General features: G+C 58.4%; 15 protein-coding genes. 5 read left to right on the forward strand and 10 right to left on the reverse strand.

Translation table 11 applies throughout. The annotated features are described in order from the left end of the window. Nucleotides 1-122 precede the first annotated feature (122 nt). The 5 genes from CKO40_RS22270 to prsT form a co-directional block, all read right to left on the reverse strand. Nucleotides 123-695 carry a Uma2 family endonuclease gene (locus tag CKO40_RS22270; RefSeq protein ID WP_200348653.1) on the reverse strand — a complete coding sequence of 191 codons (573 nt, stop codon included), beginning with the start codon at nt 693-695 and terminating at the stop codon, nt 123-125. Nucleotides 696-726: 31 nt separating this feature from the next. Beyond that, nucleotides 727-1,629: a hypothetical protein gene (locus CKO40_RS22275; protein WP_200348654.1), complete on the reverse strand. Its 903-nt coding sequence runs from the start codon at nt 1,627-1,629 to the stop codon at nt 727-729. 82 nt (nt 1,630-1,711) lie between these two features. Next, complete coding sequence (locus tag CKO40_RS25515; protein WP_420827408.1) at nt 1,712-1,930, reverse strand: PEP-CTERM sorting domain-containing protein; 219 nt, start codon at nt 1,928-1,930, stop codon at nt 1,712-1,714. Nucleotides 1,931-2,208: 278 nt separating this feature from the next. Further along, complete coding sequence (locus CKO40_RS22285; protein ID WP_200348656.1) at nt 2,209-2,811, reverse strand: hypothetical protein; 603 nt, start codon at nt 2,809-2,811, stop codon at nt 2,209-2,211. Nucleotides 2,812-3,024: 213 nt separating this feature from the next. Then, complete coding sequence (gene prsT, locus CKO40_RS22290) at nt 3,025-5,856, reverse strand: XrtA/PEP-CTERM system TPR-repeat protein PrsT (protein ID WP_200348657.1); 2,832 nt, start codon at nt 5,854-5,856, stop codon at nt 3,025-3,027. 1,108 nt (nt 5,857-6,964) lie between these two features. Here prsT and CKO40_RS22295 point away from each other — a divergent pair. From CKO40_RS22295 to CKO40_RS22305, 3 genes are all read left to right on the forward strand, one after another. Then, on the forward strand, nt 6,965-7,819 hold the full coding sequence (locus CKO40_RS22295; protein WP_200348658.1) for a PEP-CTERM/exosortase system-associated acyltransferase: 855 nt from the start codon (nt 6,965-6,967) through the stop codon (nt 7,817-7,819). A 21-nt stretch (nt 7,820-7,840) separates the two neighbouring features. Next, on the forward strand, nt 7,841-8,341 hold the full coding sequence (locus tag CKO40_RS22300) for a ferritin family protein (RefSeq protein WP_200348659.1): 501 nt from the start codon (nt 7,841-7,843) through the stop codon (nt 8,339-8,341). Between the two features lie 76 nt (nt 8,342-8,417). Further along, entirely contained in the window at nt 8,418-8,918 is a 501-nt protein-coding gene (locus tag CKO40_RS22305; protein WP_200348660.1) for a hypothetical protein, read from the forward strand. Nucleotides 8,919-9,118: 200 nt separating this feature from the next. On the opposite strand, the gene CKO40_RS22310 is transcribed toward CKO40_RS22305, so the two are convergent. The 4 genes from CKO40_RS22310 to CKO40_RS22325 form a co-directional block, all read right to left on the reverse strand. Next, complete coding sequence (locus CKO40_RS22310) at nt 9,119-9,469, reverse strand: hypothetical protein (RefSeq protein WP_200348667.1); 351 nt, start codon at nt 9,467-9,469, stop codon at nt 9,119-9,121. Then, nucleotides 9,360-9,956, reverse strand: coding sequence for an FAD-binding oxidoreductase (locus CKO40_RS25520; protein ID WP_200348661.1), 597 nt, complete (start codon nt 9,954-9,956; stop codon nt 9,360-9,362). Before CKO40_RS25520 ends, CKO40_RS22310 begins: the two co-directional genes overlap by 110 nt. Before the next feature lie 103 nt (nt 9,957-10,059). After that, nucleotides 10,060-10,470 (reverse strand): hypothetical protein, encoded by a 411-nt coding sequence (locus tag CKO40_RS22320; RefSeq protein ID WP_200348662.1) that lies wholly within the window; start codon nt 10,468-10,470, stop codon nt 10,060-10,062. A 564-nt stretch (nt 10,471-11,034) separates the two neighbouring features. Then, on the reverse strand, nt 11,035-12,558 hold the full coding sequence (locus CKO40_RS22325) for an FAD-binding oxidoreductase (RefSeq protein WP_207173804.1): 1,524 nt from the start codon (nt 12,556-12,558) through the stop codon (nt 11,035-11,037). A gap of 385 nt (nt 12,559-12,943) precedes the next feature. On the opposite strand from CKO40_RS22325, the gene pepA reads away from it, so the two are divergent. Then, nucleotides 12,944-13,750, forward strand: coding sequence for a flocculation-associated PEP-CTERM protein PepA (gene pepA, locus CKO40_RS22330; RefSeq protein ID WP_200348664.1), 807 nt, complete (start codon nt 12,944-12,946; stop codon nt 13,748-13,750). Nucleotides 13,751-14,005: 255 nt separating this feature from the next. Here pepA and CKO40_RS22335 read toward each other — a convergent pair whose 3' ends face one another. Next, nucleotides 14,006-14,791, reverse strand: coding sequence for a class I SAM-dependent methyltransferase (locus tag CKO40_RS22335; RefSeq protein WP_200348665.1), 786 nt, complete (start codon nt 14,789-14,791; stop codon nt 14,006-14,008). 159 nt (nt 14,792-14,950) lie between these two features. Between CKO40_RS22335 and CKO40_RS22340 the strand changes: the two genes are divergently transcribed. Next, a partial coding sequence (locus CKO40_RS22340) for a helix-turn-helix domain-containing protein (RefSeq protein WP_200348666.1) occupies nt 14,951-15,385 on the forward strand: 435 nt, incomplete at its 3' end.

Below are 15,385 nucleotides of genomic sequence, written 5' to 3' on the forward strand. Positions count from 1 at the left end.
GGCGATCGGCGCATCGCTGCCGAGCTCGGCGAGGCGACCCTGCACCCGATCCTGCTGCTCTACAGCGGCTGGGAGCTGGTGCACCGCGAGGCGGTGGCGAGCGAGGAACACAAACCGGCCCGCTAGAACAGGCCGCTGAGATCAAGCAAAGCATCCGGCAGGCAGAGGGGACGGAGTGCCGAGAGATCCCTGGCCTGGCGGATACGGGCATAGCCCTCAGGCCCCGGATCGCGATAGAGCCAAAGGACTTTTCCGCTCAGATCGACGAGCCAACTCTCCGGGATGCCCGCGCGCGCATAGAGCGGCAATTTCTTGTCACGATCGTAACGCAGCGAGGTCTCCGCGACCTCGATCAGCAGCAGCACATCCTCGGGGCCAGGATGGCGCTTGGCATAGAAGTCATCGCGTGGGCGAAGCAGCGCGATATCCGGCTCGGGCTCGGAGAAGTCGCTGAGTCGCACAGGGTTTTGAGTTGACAGAATCGCGTCATTCTCAGTGACCGCACGCACAAGGCGGTTGGCGATGCGGTTGACGGCCCCGCCATGTGGGCTGCCGATGGGCGGCATATCGATGATCTCCCCCTCGATCAGCTCGACGCGATCGTCCTCGCCGAGGATGCCGGCCTGGCCCATGCGCTCGTAGTCATCGGCGCTCAGGCGGTGGCGTTGATAGAGAGGGTCGGCGGTGGCGGGCATGGTCGGTCAGCGGTCAGCGGATGGCAGCTGTTCAATGATCCCGGTGCTGTTTGGCGAGCCAGGCTTCGATCGTGGCTGGATCGAGCCCCTTGAGCCGCTCCTCGGGATCGAGCCCCTTGAGCCGCTCCTCGGGGGCATAGTGCTTGAGGATCTCTGCTGGATCGCGCCGCTTGAGCGCATCCTTGATCACGAGTTCGTGGGTCTCGCGGATAAAGTCTTCCATGGTGTAGGCCATATCGGGGAGCTCCTGTTGATAGATCAGGTAGAGGTGTTCAAGTAGCGCCCAGTGCCCGCCTTGGCTGGAATGCGGGTGGCGGGCGCGGTAGTGGATCAGCCCCTGGCGCATGCGATCCTGCTCGCAGGCAAAGAGTTCCCAAGCGGCGTTGCGCGGGTGCTGGGCAATGGCATTGAGCACGATCACGCGCACCCGATGTCCGCCCCAGCGCAGTTCATAGACACCTTCCCAGTTGGTCGGCTGTAACGGGTGCGTGCGCACCAGATCGCGCGGAAAGCGCGTGGCCACAGCGTAGAGGCCAAAGGCACTTTCGCGGTGGCGCTCGCCTTTACGGTCAAGCCTGAGCTTGCGATCGTTGACGTAGTGACCAATCAGCTCATCAAGCGTCCAGGCATTCAGCGGTTCGTGACGGGATTTGTAGGTCAGCAGATTGTGCGGGCGCAGGTTCTCCAGGCCATCGGGCAGTTCGAGGGGCGGTTGGGGCACCGAGCTACGCTGCGCGCCTTCGCCTGTGGCCTCAACTTCGCCAGTGGCCTCAATGATGGCGACATCGAGTAACTGGCTGCGCAGGGCGAGCTCCTGTTCGAGTTCCACCCGCCAGGGCGCGCCCTCGAACAGGTCCATCAGCGCGATGCCGAATAGTCGGTGCCATTGGCGTAGGCGTTCCTCGCTGGGTTCGGCAGGAGAGTCGGTGCTCATGGGGTCCACTTAACAGGACAAGCTCGGCCTCGACAACAGGCATCGGGAACCTCCGGTCGACAAGACGGGTGTCAATCGCCCTCTAATGCGGCATCGATGAGCTAACCTTACGCCTCGCATTGATGCGTACAAACCCCGCGAGACCGATCCAACCGAATCCCATAAGCCACAGCACACCAGGCTCTGGGACCGGAGTGGTCGTGCCACTGCTAGGGGGATCATGTGCGAGCACTGTGATGTGGGATAGGCCCGGCTGCCTTTGCTGCGTCTTGTTGCCCTTGGTAACTGTAATAGTCGGCATGTTGAATTCGCCGCTGAAATTGTAAACCGTCCCTAGATCAGTGATGCCGAGTTGAGCCGCAGTAAATAGGTAGGCCGTGTAATAGGTTCCTCCCTTCAGCACGAGCGAAAAGGCATCGAAGAAGGACTTGTCATCTTGGCCTGAGACTGCATCGAAGCGCTCTGGGATGTCTGCGTCAGGCGTGAGTGACCACTCCGCATCCTTACCCTTGGAGCCATTATCGCAATTAGTACAGGAGAAGAAGGTTTGCAGGCCTCCTTCTTTAGCATCGTCACCGATCAGGCGAACAACCTTGCCCTCACTGTTTTTATATTCAACGCTTTCATCTGATTCATCTGAAAAATCTTGAGTTCTGGAGAGAGAAACTCACCGGTACAGTTCGCATCATCGCAAGCCTCGTATTTGCCGACAGTGATCCAGCCTGGGTCGTCTTTATCATCGTTTTTAAGCGCTTGAAGCTCAAGACCAGAGTCAATTTTTTTACCTGTCGCTTCGCCATAGTTAGCGCTTTCGGGATCATCATCATGCTCGTTTACTTGGCCGATGAAGAGATCGCCCTCGAATGTTTCAGCATTTTGGTCACCCCCTTTCCATTCCTCACCATTCGCCCAGCCATCATTCAGCCAACCCAGATTGGTCGTTGGTTGTGGTTGGTCATTTCCGTAAAACGAGCCGACGCAGGAGAGGGCGTTAATCGGGCCGCGCGAATTTCCGTCCTCATCGACTAGGACGTTGGTCTTGTTTGAGTCAGTCGCAAGCCATGCCGCGGTAATCTGAACATCGGTCGTGGTGCAGGTGCCGGTGGCTGAAACTTCTCCGAAAAGCAGCATCGCCGAGAGCGCTGTGGTTGTAGTAAGAAATAGTGGACTTGGCTTTCGCATGAGATTGTTCTTCTCCGTTCGTATTCGCGGATAGGGCCATGAAGATTGCTGTATATATATACATATATCGAAAGCAAAATTTATGCCTTATTTTGCAACCTTATACTTTATAAAAAGAAAATAGCATGTTAACGTTTTATCTAGGTCGTGGCCTGCTTGACTGTAAGAAAAATTGACGTATTGATCGCGTCGGCGCGCGACGGGCCTTACGGATCAGATAGGAGCAGGGCCTGACAGGCGCTCTAAGATGCGCTGGGCCTCGTCTCGTTCGTCTGAGTCTAGATGCGCTTCGATGACGCCCTGAAGTAGTGCCTTGGCCTCAGCCTCCTCGCCGTTCGCGGCGAGCGCCTTGGCGAGGCTCAGCTGGACGGCAGGCGCGTTGTTCGTCAGTTGGGCCGCCTTGCGGAGTGCGGCGACCGCTTGTGGATAGTCGCCCTTGTCAAGGAGGATGCGGCCTAAGGTGCTTTGCGCAGTGCCGGATTTGGGCGTAAGCGCGACAGCGCTCTCGGCCAAATCCAGCGCTCTTTCAGGATCGCTGTTGCGCAGGAGCTCCGCTAGCTCATTCAGTGCGACGAGGCTGTCGGGCTGCTGCTCGAGGACGCGCTCGAATGCGACAGTCGCCTCCTCGGTTCGGTCTTGGGCGAGATAGGATTGCGCGAGCGCCGTTCGCATACCAAGGTCTTTGGGGTGTTCCTGGAGCCACTGGCGCATCGTTTCCAGCGCGCTCGCCTGTTCACCCGCGCTCCATTGCGCCTGCGCGAGCGCGATGGTGAGACTGCGATTCTCCGGCTGCATAGCGACCGCTTGCTCGAAGTCCGAGATCGCGTCCGTGAAACGTTTCTGACGCACCGCGACAATCCCGCTTTGGGTCAGGACATCGACGTTGTCCGGATGCTTCCGTCTCGCCGGCTCGATGACTCTGAAGGCCTGATGCAGGCGATTTTCCGCAACCAGCAACTGCACTGCCAAGAGTCTTGCGTCGAGGTTGTCTGGCTGCAGCGCGATGCCCTCCAGCAGCACGGCTCCCGCCTCGAAGACATCACCCATTCGGGCCAGCAGGCGGCCGAGCATGAAACGGACATCCGCCGCCGCCGGCTGCAGTTGCCGAAGTCGCTGCAGCACCTCCGCCGCACCGGTTTCTTCGCCCGTGCGCAATCGCGCCAGTGCCATCGGGCGAAGCCAGGCGACCGCTTGGCCATGTCTCTCTTCGACGGGTTGCAAGATCTCAACGGCCTGCTCGGCGCGCTCGGTCTCGAGGTAGCTCACCGCCAGCTTGCGCCGTGCTCGTAAGGTGTCGGGATGGGCCGCAACGGCGCGCTCGAGCAGGGTTTCGGTCTGTTCCCGATCACCATTGGCGGTGCTGATGATGGCGAGGTTGAGGAGCAGGCCAAGGTGGTCAGGATGGGCTTCCAATGCCTCAGTGGCGATCGCCCGCGCGTCTTGGAGCTGCCCCTCGCGAGCGAGCAGACTGGCCAGGTTGCTCGCCAGATCTCCTGTAACATCTGCGCCTGACTCGATCCCTTCGCGAAACACCGCTTTGGCTGTCTCGACATCGCCTTGCCCGACGTACGCAAGACCTTTGAGAACGTAATAAAGATCGGGGCTGAGGTCATCGCGATCGCGCAGACGTTCGAGCAGGGCGAAAGTCCGTTCATGGTCTTCGCTGCTGCGAATTCGCTCCAGGATCATCGCGACCTCAAGACTCGGGGTCTGCTCGGGAGCGAGCTCAAGGGCACGCTCGAGCTCGCAAAACCCTTCCTCGCGCTGACCCGTTTCCATCAAGGCCAAGCCGAGCTGCGCCCGCGTCTTGGCCGATTCGGGCTCCAATTTGATGGCGTGGCGTAGATGATGCAGGGCTTCGTCGGGGCGTCCTTCGGCGAGATACAGGTTACTGATCATCGCCAGGGTGTTTTGATCTTCCGGTGCACGATAGAGTTGCGCATTCAGCGCCCGTTCGGCGCTGTAGGTGCGGCCACCCTGCATCCGAATCGCCGCCAGCAGGCGGCTGGCTTCCGGGGCGTTGCGCACGTAACTGATGTAGCGGCTGAGAAGGCTTTCTGCCTGCTGCCAGTTCTCGAGGCCGTAATGCGCCTTGCCGAGCGCGAGCATCGCGGGCACGTACTCTGAATTTCGGTACAGCGTTTCCTCTAGATGCCGGCGTGCCTCCTGGAAGCGCTCCGCATTAAGAGCCGCGAGTCCGCGCACGAAGCTCACCTCGGGATGCGTTGCATAGCGGCGCGCCAGCACGTTGACGTCCGCCTCGACGGCGTCGGCGTCTTGTCGTGACAGGTTGGTCAGCGCGCGCTTGACGCGGGGCGATAAAGGCTGGTTGGTGGTCTCGATGGCTCGGGTGTAGGCCGCCGCGGCTTCGTCCAGGCGGCCGGCTTCTCGCTCCACATCGCCGAGCAGCTCCCAGGCGCGATCGAGCCCTGGATCATGCTGCAAAGTCGCTTGCAGCCTGGCGCGGGTGGCAGCGAGGTCGTCGTTCAGCCAATCGACCCAGGCCAAGCCGAGTAGGACCTCGGCGTTTGTCGGGTCCAGGTTCAATGCTCGATCGAGCGTGGCGCGCGCCTCCTCGAATTGCTCTTTGGTCAGGAGCGACTGTGCCCGCAGCGTCAGCGCGACGGGCTGCTGCGAGGGGGCATAGGCGTCGACTGACTCCGTCGCCTCGATGACCTGCTGGTGCTTGCCCTGCATCGACCAAGCGCGCAGCAGGGGCAGCTGCAGTGCCACCGGATCGCTGCCGAGCGCCTGCGCGCGTTCCAGCTCGGCTTCGGCCTCCTCGGCCTCACCGAGGGCGAGGCTGTATTCACCGAGCAGCCGACGGGCCTCGGCATGATTGGGCCTCTGCTGCAACGCGTTCTTGATCTCGATGACCGCGGCGTTGATGTTGCCGTCAGCGTGCGCCTGCTCGGCCCTTGCGATACGCTCGGCAGCCGAGAGATCGATCTGCCCACATGCGGTGATCAGAAAGGCGACCAGTAGTGACAGGGCGGCGCGGGAAAGGGCGACGGCTTGGGAAGATCGGCGAGGGTCTTTGCGCATAAGAGGGTTACTGCCGGTCATTGCGTCGAGGCGATTGGCCGAGGCTGGGATCGTGAGCGTCAAGAAGGGCGCCGCGAGCAGGCATCCGCGGTGGCCAGGCAACCTCTTCGGCTCGGGCCGATTGGTAACCTTGCAGTATACCATGCGGCCATCATGCGCTAAGCCCATGAAATAACTTAGCATTTTATGTGTAGAGGCTTAGTTCGCCCCAACGACGGACGGCCCCGCGAATGCGTCCACCAAGGTGCTCGGTCGTGGCTGGAAAATCAACCTAAGCGCCGGGCAGGCGATGAAGATGGGCGGCTACCAAGAAATCATTGTGTTTGTCGAGACGCGTCCTTGAACGGGGATCATTTCTTGTGGCCAGTCACAGCAATCGATCAATGGGTGGCTGGGTACAGCCAGACGCTGCGCCTAGGCGTCTCGCGACGCTTGGAGTCGTTGACGGAGAAAAAAACTGGACGACGATGGTGACACAACTGAATACGATGAGATGAAATACGCGCCTCTGAGTCGCTACTGGAGCCCGCCCGCTGACAACGTTGGGTGCTAGGACCAAGCGTGTCAGGTTTCTTTACACCGAGGCGTCACTGAACGGCTGCTTCCGCGCCTGAGTCGGGCAACGAATGGCGATCAGGCGTAGTGCCTTGCATCTTCTTCAGACGCATCCGCATCGTGCTAGCGAGGCTAAGAAAAAGCGGTAAAAGCTAGAAAAACAGGCGTACTAGGCGCTGGTGCAACGGTCGCCCCGTAAAGCCTCGATTCGCACGGACGGGGGTCGATGACGTGGAGCGAGATACGCTCTTGAGTTAGTTTGGGCACGTTTTGTGCTAATTATCCTGGCTCTGTGATCTTTAGAAGACTGTTAAGAGCATCGGTAACTTGCCTTTGCTCCTCGCAGCGCACCCCTTGGCTCAGAACAAGGTCAGGAGAGCAAGCCGGCTAAACAGGTCTGTTCGGCTTCATGTTAGGCAAGGGTGTTGGTCTAAGGTGCCTAATCAGAATGACTGCACCGCCAGGGTATGTGATCCATGTTCGAGGTGCCGGCATATTCTGTTAGGTTTTTACTGTATGTGGCTCAGTCTATTAGGCGAATACTGACATGATAATGAATCGGTTTGAAACAATTCTCGCGGACACTGCATTTGCGAGACGCTTACATTTTCACCTGCGTTATCAAGTATTTTGCGAGGAGGCTGGGTTCGAGGACGCGAGCCGCTTTCCTGATCAACAGGAACGCGACGAATACGACCAACACGGGGTGCATTTTCTCGTTTGGGATCGGCTGGCGCATCTATGGGTCGGGGCGATGCGGCTTATCCCGGCCAATGAGGCTGCAATGCCGAGCGAAGCAATTGCTGGTTCGCCCTTCGTTGATAGCGCTGAAGAGCGCAGGCGCTCGGTCGAGTTTTCTCGCCTCTGCGTGCGGGCTCGCTACGGTCGGATGGAGAGTGGGTTTCGGATTGGACGCTGGGCACCCCCGGGCGTCGAGCGCAGCGAAGGCGAGCTTGTATTCTTTCGTCAGTGGGATCACGAGATCATTCAACGCTTGATCTATGCATGCCTTGATTGGGAGATGGCGAACGGGTTCGACTACACGTACTTTATTATTAATCGTGCGCTGGCTCGCATGTTGAAGCGCTTCGGCATACCTTTGGACGTGGTGGGAGAGCCTCTTGAGCATCGTGGTGTGCGTATCCCTCACCGTGGCGATGTGAGGACGGCTTATGCTGGGATGCGGTCTCAATCGGTGAGCTTTGCTGAGATGGCGGATAGTGCTCCGGCATACATCGCTTTTTCCGAACTGGAACTTTTGTCCGGAAATTCGGTCTCGACCAGTGGCGCGACTGCAACTGTCAGGCAGATTCCGTCTGAAATTGTTGAAGCTGCGCAGGCTCAGTCGTGGCGCGGGTCGTCACGTACTGATGGCCCGCCTAGGCGTCTTGGTTCCAGAGTTGCATAATAGATGATTGGGGCAGACGATATGCAATCCGAAGTCACAGTCAGTGTCTCCACGGATTCGATGTCAAGAATGACATCAGATGAAGTGTTGAAGATCGCAATGGCTTTCGAACAGTCAGCCTATCAATTTTATTCCGCTTTGGCAAAGAAGCTCGAGCCCGATCTAAGGACACTGGTAACCGAGCTGGCAGAAGAGGAGCTCGAGCACTACTCATTGCTCGAGCAGTTGTCGCGGGCGGATGACTTGATGCAGTTTCGTTACCAAGCGATCGCGAGAGCGCCGACAACAGAACGCTTCGGTTCTTATATCCGCCTCCCGGATCTACAAGATGTCAAGGGAGAAGATGACATCTTGGCGTACGCTGAGGCGAGAGAGCGTACCGCGCACGAGCATTATAGCTACCTGGCGGAACTGACGCCGCCGGGACCATTGCGCAAGCTCTTCGCGTTTCTGCGGGACGAAGAGGCAAAGCATCTAGAGAGTGTTGAGACTCGCTGGGCAAAGACCTACTCGATTCCGTGAAGAGAATTTTGGTGATCGGATTTTGGGGGCACGGGTCGATGAGTCTTCGTCTTCGTACTGCTGCGAAGGCATTGATATGGCCGATAACATTGAACCGACCCTGGAACCTGATGTAGCGGCCGATTCCGTAGTAGGCGAGGCGCTAGGCCTCATAGTCGTATCCGAGGAGCTCGCCGCTGAACGATATCGGGCGCTCGCTGCAACCGTCGACCCTCAGGTGCGCCCAGCATTGCTAACGCTTTATGCGGCTGCAAAGCAAAACGCCGATGAGTTGCGAGGCGCCGCGCGGGCGAGACAGGCAAAGCTGACCCAGCAGCAGGTGCTTGAGCTGCAACGCTGCACTGATAGGCTACGCCGTGCTGTCCTTAATTCCGATTTCGGGAGCAAGCCTGTCGAGGACGACGTTCTTGACTATGTCGAGAATTGTGAGCACCTGACCTTTGCTTACTACTGCTGCCTTTCGAGTCTCTTGTCGGCGGGGCCGCTTAAGGATCTGTTCAGGCGACTAATGGACCAAAAAAGGCGGCATGAAGAGGCGATACACCAGTGCTGTGACGCGCTATTCTTAATTTGGTGATCGTTTAATTCGACGGTGGAGGAGCCGGAGCACCCTTCACAAGGGTTGGTGAATGTCAAGGATGTCGTCGCCATGTCTCATGTTTTTACGCAGCCATTTTGAACGGTGTGGTTTCAGGCGCCCGCTCCAGGTTGAGCGAGAGGACCTCGATAGGATTCGAGTTGCGGGCCGGGGCGTACCTGGTGTTTTCATCACGAGTTCTAAGGGAGGCAATATCGTCCCGGCGCGATCACCCCTTCCGGGTCGACTGCCTCTTTCAACTGCCTGACCAGCCGCCAGTGGGAGTGATCGGCGTTGACGAACCAGTCCATAGTCTGAGTGTTTGAGCGGTAGGGTATGCAGCCGAGCGCCTTTCCCCCGTTCAGTAGGGCGCGATGGCAGTTATGCGCGCGCTCGATTTCTGCAGGATGGTTGCGATTGAATAGCAGCGGCACCGTGCTGTCAAAGCAGCGTTCGGACAGGCTGGTCAGCGTGATCAGCGGTTCGATCCCGTGTTGGCGGCAGACCCGGTCGACCATGTCGACATAATCGCGCGCCTGCGGTGGTATCATCGGGACTAGCGGGGATTCCGTAGCCGCGCTCTAATGCATTGCCGACCAAGCTGCAGTTCGGCCCGCCGCCGTGGACCGGGACAAGAAACGGGTGCCCGTGCTGATCCAGGAAGTCCCGCAGGATCCCCTGAGTTACCCCCGGCTCCACAGTGATGAGGCCGAGCTCGATCTCGCTGTCGTCGATGCCGCTCAAGCGCGACAGGTCGACGATGACCGCATCGTCGGTGACCGGGCTGGCGCTGCCGTATCCCCAGTTGTGGCCGGTGCTGATCGGGTAGAGTGGCAGCTTGTACTCACCGGCAACGCGAACTAAAGCCTCGATCTCTGTCAAGCTTTCTGGTTGGAGAACAGCACTGACGCGGCGCTCCGCCCCTGCAGTATTGCGGCAATATCGTTTGATTGTTGAAGGTTGTGTTAGAACCCGAGCCGCTCCGAGTACCTTGCGCCATCGGTCGATGGCGGCCTCAAGATTTTTCTGCTGTATCACAGTGTCGGTCCGGAATGAGAGTTTGCCAAAGTACGAAAGCGCCTGGGTTGAAGGAACTGGTGAGAGTACTTCTCCTTTGTCAGATTTATTCTGAACTGCCCGACTAACCAGCCTGCGCCCGTTTTGGGTGACGTTCGATATCCTTGCGTCGCGGAGCAGGACGGCGTTCCATTTGCGCCATTCGCTTGTCGATCAAGGGGCGTCTTCGAGGATCTTGGCGATGAGCATGCGGCGGATATCGGTCGCACTCAACAAGGGAAGCGCGTCTTGATGAGCGAGTCGTTCTTTGACGAGACAAGGAGTGTGCCAGCATGACCAGCGCCATGTGATGGTGCCGGGCAGTCCATTTGCGCACTTGATAGCCGGTGCCAATATCGCTTTTGGCCTCCTGGAACGCACGCTTGACCCGATACCGTTGCGCTTGGCGACAGGTGAGGTCGGCAAGCGAGACACCGGCTTCTGTCATGTTGGACAGCGAATGCTGGACGGACGCGTGCTCTGGGTTATTGCTCATGACCAGGATGCGTTCCTGTCACGATAGCCATCGAGATGCTCAGACAAATGCTCAAGCACGTGCAATGAATCAGTGCTTTTCTCTGACCGTTGAGGTAAACGAGCACGCATGCAGCTGAAAAATATCGAATGAGGCCAAAGGAATTTGTTGATTATGCCAAAAAAGCAATCGGTTGCGTGAGTGTAACAAAGCAGAATTAATTTTCGGTTTTTTTTATCTAAGCGTTTGATTGCATTGGCCGGGATCGTTCCTTTTCACCAAAAGGCAGGACCTTAGTCGAGATGCTCACGCTTGTGCGCACCCAATGGGCCCGTCGTGGTCACGGGCCGCAGCATCGCCACCGGTGAGAATCTGCGCTGGGTTAGTGAGCAGGATTATCGCTACCTGGTGGTTAGTCGTGAGCGCATTCGTCAGTTCGCCCCCCGCGATGGCACTGACCTCAAGGCCGTCAGGGCCGAGGGGGGTCTGCGTGCAGTGCTTGGAGGATACCGAGGGCGAGGAAATGCGCCTGTACTGGTATTCCGAACCATCAAAACTGCCGCCCGAGGTCGCGGTTCAGGTTGACTACAGCAAGTTATACCGGCCAGGGGCGATGATGTTGTCGGGATCGAATACCTGCTTAAGCTTGCGCACTGTCTGCCAGTAAGGATCGTCCGGCGAGACGATTTTGTCCATCATATCGACACGCGCGCGGTAGGGTGAAAGGCCACATTCGTGGATGTAGGTAAGCAAGGCGTCGGCGCAACGGTAGGCCCGGTCGGTTTGCTCGGCCTCGCTGCGGTCGAAGAGCAGGTTGGTCACCGCGACCAGCGAGGTGGCGGTCTCGATATTGAGCGTCGTGTAGAGGCGATGACCATGCTCCTCCGCGATGCGCTCCATATTCGCGGCAACGTCCATCACCATCGCGCCGTTCAGTGGAAGGGCGGGGCTGATGAACAAGACGCCGCAGTGGGAGCTGTCAAATTCTTTGACATTAAGGTTCGGATGCCCATACTGCCACATCAGATTCTGGATCGGCAGGTCGGTCGGGGTCCCCAGCGCCAGCCGGTGCAGGGGCCGCATTGCGTCGATCGCGGCAGCGTTGGCGCGGGCGAAGGGCAGAAACCGCAGCGCGTGAGCGACGAGGAAGCCGACGTCAAGAAGGCGATCAGTCACGACCCTCACCCGCGCGAGTTTGCCGATCCGCTGTCGGATCTCGCGCAGCGCGGCACGGACTTGTCCGTGATTACCCGTCACCGCGGCGAGGGACGCCCACTCATTCGGCGCAATCAGGTTCAACACCTTCTCGGACTCGGCCAGCGCCTGCGCCGGCGATTGGCCGCAGGCGGTTTCCAGATAGCGCGCGATGCCGTAGGTGAGGGTGGAGTGGTTACGGGCACGGTTGCCGATGTGGGTTACCGAGGTCAGGAGCCCGTCGCGCTTGAGCCGCGCCAGCCGGTTGATCAATTCGCCGAGGTCCTCGCGCTCGTGAAGGGAGAGCGAAACCGCGACCTCGCGCGGGCGCCGTGGCCGCAGGCGCAGGCAGGCGCTGGTGACGATGCCGAAGTTGCCTTGAAAAAAGAGCCCGTCGAGGATCGGTCCGAGTCCGTCTGGGTGCAGATGCGCCAGCGGAGAGTCTTCCCCAAGACGACGAAACCCGGTCTTCAGGACCTCGCCGGTCCCGGTGACGATCTCGAGCCCAAACAGGTCCTCGCGGCGCGGCCCGAAGTAGCCGACACCGCGATCCAAGGCACAGCCGATCAGGCTTGTCTCGTTACCCGCTCCAGTGACGTTGAAAGTGAGCGCTGGGCAGCGCTCACAGAGGAAGGCGTGGAGCTGACCCTGGGTGACGCCTGGCTCAATAACAGCGACAGGGTGGTCCAGCGAGATGGCGTCGGCGTTGCGGATGCTGTTCATGCCGCTGAGATCAACGATGCTATTATCCTGACCTACCGCCGATCGGGAACCATAGCCCCAATTGTGTCCTTTGGATATCGGGTAGAGCGCGTGACCGTCGCGGCGTGCAGTCGCGACGATAGTCTTCACGTCGTGGCTGCAGATCGGTTTTTGCGCCGTTTGGAGTGTGTGGGAGCACGTGCTGGGCGACATGATACGGGTAGGCTATTGGTGCTTCGACGCTGCGGCGGGCCTGTTACGAGAATTTAAGCATAAGTTAGCAGCCGCTTTGCCGGTTCCATCGAGGATTTCTCCGCGTTCCTCGAAGGGCCTTCGCATCCGGCGATCGCAGCCGCTTGCCAATGCGAGAGAGCCAACGCGAGAGTGATAGTATCCGTGCGAGAGTGCCTTCCGGGTGTCGGAAGTGTCAGGAAATTTTGCAACAGCTGACGCAAATTCTGGAGTGGTGCGCCCCTTCACGCGCTATGTTCTTGCCAAGTAGGCTTTTTTCAACTCTGGCACTGAGTATGCTTACCAAGTAGTGCGCGGGCCGACTATGCCGTCGGCTCAACCTTCCCCAGCAGAGGACCAAACGAAAATGGCTTTCTTCACCCCTTCTCTTCACAGATTCGGAGCAGTTGCAGCCCTTGGGATTGCAACGAGCTTTCAGGCCGCGGCAGCTCCGTTGTTCGAGGTTGACCCGACGGTCTTCTCGGCGGGCGCGACATCAACTTTCACCGCCGATCAAATGGGCGGAAGCGCCTCGACGCTTGTCACGCTGGATACCACCGCGAACACCGGGGTTGGCACAGGATGGATCGCCTTCAACGGCTTTACAGATTCTGCAGTTCCGGTTAACGGCACATTTCTAGGCTCCGACTGGCAGTTGTGGGCCGAGTTTGACTACACAGTTGCGCCGCAGAATCCAGCAGACACCATAGCCCCTGGCATCGATCTCTTCTTGACCTCGTTGACCTTCGACATTTACGGCGCATCGGGTGTCGATGTCGAGTTTAACCCCACCGCAATCACCGACTTTGTTGACCCAACTGTCGATACCTCGGCCGCAACCGGAGTGCAGCTGATTGGTACTGGCAACCTTGTCGCAGGTGTCATTGAGCCGACGAGTCAAGGAGGTAACGCGTTCAACGCATTCTCGACGTACTCGAATACCGCCTTTGGCGACACATTCTTTGTAGATCCGGTGCCGTTTTACAATGTCGCGTTCAACGACTTCAACAACACATCGCAACAGATTGAGACTGATGGCGATCTCGTTAGGATTGTGTCCACGGGGGCCGTTGACTTCAATGTTAATGCTGTTCCAACGCCTGCGACGATGGGGCTTATCGGGCTGGGCCTGATCGGACTCGGCTTCACAACCTGGCGGCGCCGTTTATCCTAAGGCCGTTTGCCCTAAGAACGCTTAGCCGAATGACCTAACCGGTCACTCTTCCGTAGCATACGGAAGACAAAGCTCCGCACAAGCGGAGCTTTTTTTTGGTGGTCGCGCGAGGCGCTGTATTTTATTACGTTGCCTGCGCAATTCCCACCGGGTGGTATCGACAACGGAAGTGTTTTAACTATAGCAACTTACGTTTGACAGCGGAGTGGAACGGAGCAGGATTCAGGCGGACAACATTTCGCACGCCCTAACCAATTAAAAATGTGGGGTAGAAAGTCCTCCGAGCAAGAAAAAGCTTTTGAGTCGTCGAAAATCGGTTTTTTGCCGGGAATTAAGGCGCTTATAGATTGCTCTGCATTCCGAGCGGACGCTAGGTAATATGGGGTACTGCACTCCTTTGTGAATTACAACCATAAACGGAACGAAGGCTGTCGCATTAAAGCGTGTACCGAGGCCAAATACCCCCATTGCATCCCTTAGCTCTCGCGAGGTGAAAGCAGCTAGCAAGGAATTCAGGTAATCCTTGGTGAACTCATCGGGCTGCTGATCTTGATCTTTCTCTGCGAAGAACCGGCGTGTCGCTTCTCGCTTAAGGCGGCTAAAGTCTGCGAGGTAGAGACCACCATCTGGCCGCAGCACTCTTGCCGCCTCGCGGAAAGTCCTTCCTAGCGCCTTTAGATCGGGTAGATGATGAAGCGACATCGTCGAGATGACGAGATCGGTCGAGTTGTCAGGGAACTCTCCCAGGTCTTGGATATGCCCGGTTCTGAACTGCACATTCCTCAAGCCAAATCGACTCACGTTTGAATTTGCCCGTTTCAGCATCTCCGGCGACGCATCCAAGCCAATGAAATTCGCATCGGGGTGAATACGTGCGATCTGGGCGAGTTGGTTTGCGGGGCCGCAAGCAAGGTCGAGCACCTGATCGCCATGGCTGATGAGGCGGCTAATTTGGAGCGAATGAAAGAGATACGTAGGAGCGACGACCCCATTCTCGCGTCCGGCGAGCATGAACGCTTCTGCTTGGTGAGGATCGTCCATGACCAAGTCGGGTTCAGGTACTCGCCCTTCCGCTCGATAAGCGAGTAATTCCATTATGAGATGTTTAAATAGCCTAAGTTGAGTCGCGGACATTATAGTTGACAGCAGTTTGTTCTATAGTTAAGCAGGTATTGCAGACCTGACTCGGAGGTGATGAAGATGACCCGCAGTCGTCGCATCGAGATTCCGAACAAAACGCAGTTGCGCCGGTATTTAGAAGAAGAGAAAGACCCCACCGTGCGCCTGCGCCTGACCTTGCTGAACCTCCTCGCCGAGCTGCCACGCTCGCTCGCATTGGCGCAAATCTGCGCGATGGTCGATGTGCCCGAGCCGACCGCTTATGTGTGGGTGCGGGCGTGGCGCGAGCGTGGCTACCGCGGCGTGTGCCATCCGACCGAGAGCGGCGGTGAACCCGGACGGCCGCCGTCGCTCGATGACGGCGACTTGAACGCCCTGAACGCCCTGAACGCCCTGAAGGCCCTGCTCGAAGACCGCCCGTTCTGGCAGACCCGCGAGGTGCGCACCCTGATCCGCGAGCACTTTGGTGTGACCCTCTCCGAGAGCCAGGTCAGCCGCATCTTGCGTGACAAGCTC

Origin of the sequence: Halochromatium glycolicum, from assembly GCF_016584085.1 — a bacterium.
Lineage (GTDB): Bacteria > Pseudomonadota > Gammaproteobacteria > Chromatiales > Chromatiaceae > Lamprobacter > Lamprobacter glycolicus.